Source organism: Sphingopyxis sp. BSNA05, assembly GCF_013265645.1.
Lineage (GTDB): Bacteria > Pseudomonadota > Alphaproteobacteria > Sphingomonadales > Sphingomonadaceae > Parasphingorhabdus.
The window spans coordinates 1-4727 of the sequence record NZ_PYIA01000015.1; the positions used below are offsets into that span (position 1 = coordinate 1).

Sequence of the window (4727 nt, forward strand, 5' to 3'; positions counted from 1 at the left end):
CCCGCGCGCCGCACTGGATTGCTTCGCTACGCTCGCAATGACGAAGGACAATCACTTGGGAAGGATCACAACGGAATATTATCATGCTTCTTCCACGGGTTCTCCAGTTGCTTGTTCCGCAGTTTCCGCAACCCCAGAGCCACCCGGCGACGGGTCGAATGCGGCATGATTACCTCGTCGACAAAGCCCTTTTGCGCCGCGACAAACGGGTTGGCGAAGCGGGCTTCATATTCGGCTGTATGTTCGGCAATTTCTTCCGGGGTCTTGCCGCGGAAGATGATCTCGACCGCACCTTTGGCCCCCATCACAGCGATTTCGGCGGTGGGCCAGGCATAGTTGAGATCGCCGCGCAAATGCTTGGACGCCATCACGTCATAAGCGCCGCCATAGGCCTTGCGGGTGATGATGGTGATTTTCGGCACGGTCGCTTCGGCATAGGCGAAGAGCAGCTTGGCGCCATGCTTGATGATGCCGTTATGCTCTTGTGAAGTACCGGGCAGAAAGCCGGGAACGTCGACCAGAGTCACAATCGGAATATTGAATGCATCGCAATAGCGGACAAAGCGCGCCGCTTTCTTGGAGGCATTGATGTCGAGGCATCCGGCAAGCACCATCGGCTGGTTGGCCACCACACCGACGGTGGAGCCTTCCATCCGGCCAAAGCCGCAGATGATATTGCCGGCATGGGCGGGCTGGACTTCAAAGAAATCGCCCTCGTCGACCATCTTGCGGATGACTTCGTGCATGTCATAAGGCTGGTTGGCATTGTCGGGGATCAGCGTATCGAGGCTTTCCTCGAGCCGGTCCCACGGGTCAGCGGTGGGCCGCTCCGGCACTTCTTCGCGATTGGACAAGGGCATGAAGTCGATGAAATCACGCGCCGCAAGCAAGGCTTCGATATCATTGTCATAAGCGACATCGGCAACGCTGGTCTTGGTCGTGTGCGTAACCGCTCCGCCCAGTTCTTCCTGCGTCACAATCTCGTTGGTCACGGTCTTGACCACATCGGGGCCAGTGACGAACATATAGCTGCTGTCCTTCACCATGAAGATGAAGTCGGTCATGGCCGGCGAATAGACCGCACCACCGGCACAGGGGCCCATGATCAGGCTGAGCTGCGGAATGACGCCGCTGGCGAGAACATTTTTCTGGAACACATCGGCATAGCCACCAAGCGATGCCACGCCTTCCTGGATACGCGCGCCGCCGCTGTCGTTGATGCCGATGACCGGAGCGCCGACTTTCATGGCGTTTTCCAGAACCTTGCAGATCTTTTCGGCATGGCGTTCGGACAATGAACCGCCGAACACGGTGAAGTCCTGGGAGAAGACATAGACCAGACGGCCGTTGATCGTGCCGGATCCGGTCACCACACCGTCGCCCGCGATCTTGGTCTTTTCCATTCCGAAATCGACGCAATTATGTTCGACATACATGTCGATCTCTTCGAACGAATCCTCGTCGAGCAGGATCTCGATCCGTTCGCGTGCGGTCAGCTTGCCTTTTGCATGCTGGCTATCGATCCGCTTCTGCCCGCCGCCGAGCATGGCTTCGGCGCGCTTGGCTTCCAATTGTGCGATAATGTCTGACATCAAACCCCCGGCTGTGAATCACTTGGTGCGATATGCCCTAGTCAATGCACAGCCGGTTAGGCAATCGTCAATAGTAATTAATCGCGCGATTAAACCTGACCTTTTCGCTACGGAAGCCGTAACGTTATCTATTTAAACAGGACCAGTTCCTCGGCCATGCTCGGATGCAGGGCCACGGTATCGTCGAACGCCTGTTTGGTGAGCCCCGCTTTTACCGCGATGGCCGCAGCCTGCAAAATTTCCGGTGCGTCGGGGCCGATCATGTGCAGGCCGAGAATCTTCTCGGTCGGATGCTCGACGATCATCTTGTAGAGACTGCGCTCGGCCCGGTCGGCAAAGACGTTGCGCATGGCGCGGAAATCGGACGAATAGACCTTGATATTGCCATATTGCTCGCGTGCCTGGCTCTCGGTCAGACCGACCGAGGCAATGGGCGGCTGGGAGAATACGGCGGATGGAATATTGTCATAGTCCACGGTGCGCGGATTGTCGCCAAAGACGGTATCGGCAAAAGCCTGTCCTTCGCGGATCGCGATTGGTGTCAGCTGCACGCGATCGGTCACATCACCGACAGCGTAGATATTCTCCACATTGGTCCGGCTATAGTCGTCGACGATGATCGCATTTTTGTCATTCGTTACTACGCCGGCATTTTCCAGTCCCAAACCGTCGACTTTTGGTCGCCTTCCGGTCGCTGCGAGCACAATATCGGTACGAATCGGCTCTTTTTGCCGTCCATATACACATCGAGGGCGCCATCATCGCGCTTCTCGATCTTGTCGAATGCGCAGTTGAATTTGAAATCGATGCCCTTGGCAAGCGAGATCTGGATCAGCCGGTCCCGGACGCTTTCATCATAGCCCCGCAATATGATGTCGGAGCGGTTGACCACCGTAACATCGCTGCCCAAGCCATTGAAAATACCGGCAAATTCATTGGCGATATAGCCGCCTCCGGCAATGATGATAGTCTCCGGCAGCTTCTCGAGATGGAACATGTCGTTCGAAGTCGACATCAGATCACTACCGGGAAAATCAGCAACCGCAGGCCAAGCACCAACCGCAATCAATATATATTTCGCAGTCACAGTCTTGCCACCGGCCAGCTTGATCTCATGCGGCCCGGCCAGTTCAGCACGCTCGAGAATGATCTCAACCCCATGATTTTTCAGCGTTTCTGTATAGGCATTGTTGAGCCGGTCGACGTCCTTGAGGACATGATCACGCAATCTGGTCCAGTCGAACTCGGCATTGTCCCAGGTCCAGCCGAAATTCTTGCCGTCTTCGAGTTCTTCGGAAAAATGCGAACCGTAAACCAGCAGCTTCTTCGGCACGCAGCCGCGGATAACGCAGGTCCCGCCGACCCGATATTCCTCGGCTACAGCGACTTTCGCACCATAGGATGCGGAGACCCGAGCGGCGCGCGTTCCGCCGGAACCTGCTCCGATAACAAACAGGTCATAATCATATTCAGCCATCAATAATTCCTTGTTGTCAGACTCCGAAAGCCCGCTTCTTTAACTCTTCGGTCGATGCGTCCAATCGGTTACCATCCTCGGCAGCCAGCTTGTTCGCCATTTGCTTGCCAAGCTCGACGCCAAATTGATCGAATGGATTGATGTTCAGCAAAACCGCATTCACAAAAGTCCGGTGCTCGTAAAAGGCCAGCAGCGCACCCAGTGAAGATGCTTCCAATTCTTCCAATAATATCGTGACCGAGGGCCTGTCACCCTGATAGTTTCGATGACTGTCATCGGATTTTTGCCCGCCATCAACGCCGCCCCCTGGGCGAAGCAATTGAGTAGCAGGCCGTTATGGTGAGCGGGACTGAGCGAATCCCCCGCTTCTATGACCGCGAGAAACTCGACTGGGACAAGATGACTACCCTGATGCAGAAGCTGAAACACCGCATGCTGGGCATCGGTGCCGACGCCACCCCAGACAATCGGACTGGAATGCAGTGCAAGCGGTTCGCCATCCAGCGTTACGGATTTGCCATTGCTTTCCATTTCCAGCTGCTGGAGATAATCCGGCACCAGCCCCAGACGTTCATCATAGGCAAATACCGCTCTCGTTTCGCATCCGCGAACCTGTGTGTAATATTGGTCGGCAAAGGCGGCAAGGACCGGAATATTCCGCGACCAGGGCGTATCCTGAAAATGCCGGTCCATTGCGGCAGCCCCGGCCAGCAGATCCGCAAACACATCATAGCCGAGCGCCAGCGCGACGCTGAAGCCGATCGACGACCATAAGGAATAACGCCCGCCCACCGTCTCGGAGAATGGCAGGATGCGGGTTTCATCGACTCCCCATTCAACCGCCTGCTCCGGATCGGCGGTCAAGGCGACGACTTGCCCCCTGGGATCTGCGATAGCCTCCTCCGTCATCCAGTCGATCACCGATTGTGCGTTCAACAAAGTCTCTGCGGTGGTGAAGGTTTTGGACGCTATGACCAGCAACGTCTTGCCTGCATCAAATCGCTCCAGAACCGGTTCGAGTGCCACGCCGTCGATGTTCGAGACCACCGCGAGCTCATATTTCTCGTCACCCAGTTTCAGAGCTTCGTGCAGCATCTTGGGTCCCAGGGCCGAACCGCCGATGCCCAGATGTATGATATGCCTGAACTCACCAAGAGCTCCGGAATCAATCACTTCGATCAGGCTCTTCATACGCTGGTGCAGCGCATGGGCATTATCGACACTCGCCGGATTTCCGATTCCGCGTTCTGCGCAATGTTCGGCAGCCCGGCCTTCGCTGATATTGACCGGCTCGCCGGCAATCAATGCTTCTCTCTTGGTCGACAGTCCCAAGGTGTCGGCCATATCCTGAAATGCTCCCACCAGATCCTCGTCAAGATGGGTTTTGGAAAAATCGAAATAGAGGCCTGCATGTTGCAGCGCGAAGCGGGAGACGCGATCGCCATCTTTCTCGAACATCTGGTTTAGCGAAAGCTGCGGCATGGCCTTGATCGTCTGCCAATGGTCTGAAGTCATTCAATCATCCAATCTCTGGTTCTGAAATTGCGTGCATCTCGTGGATTACCCAGCCCTATCTGCCGAGCCGGCCCGTCTCAAGTTGAAAATCTCCGCCGGTTCCGGGACGCAAGAAATCTTGACGTCACAGCCATTGTCGGCGA

The 4727-nt window shown here is 55.9% G+C and carries 1 protein-coding gene and 2 pseudogenes; all 3 read right to left on the bottom strand.

Features of this window, described 5'->3' with window-relative positions:
• Positions 1-65: 65 nt before the first annotated feature.
• Positions 66-1592 carry an acyl-CoA carboxylase subunit beta gene (locus C8024_RS01905; RefSeq protein WP_173202749.1) on the bottom strand — a complete coding sequence of 509 codons (1527 nt, stop codon included), beginning with the start codon at positions 1590-1592 and terminating at the stop codon, positions 66-68.
• A gap of 128 nt (positions 1593-1720) precedes the next feature.
• Positions 1721-3069, bottom strand: a pseudogene (gor, locus tag C8024_RS01910) (glutathione-disulfide reductase).
• 16 nt (positions 3070-3085) lie between these two features.
• Positions 3086-4584: pseudogene (pgi, locus tag C8024_RS01915) on the bottom strand (glucose-6-phosphate isomerase).
• Between the last annotated feature and the right edge of the window lie 143 nt (positions 4585-4727).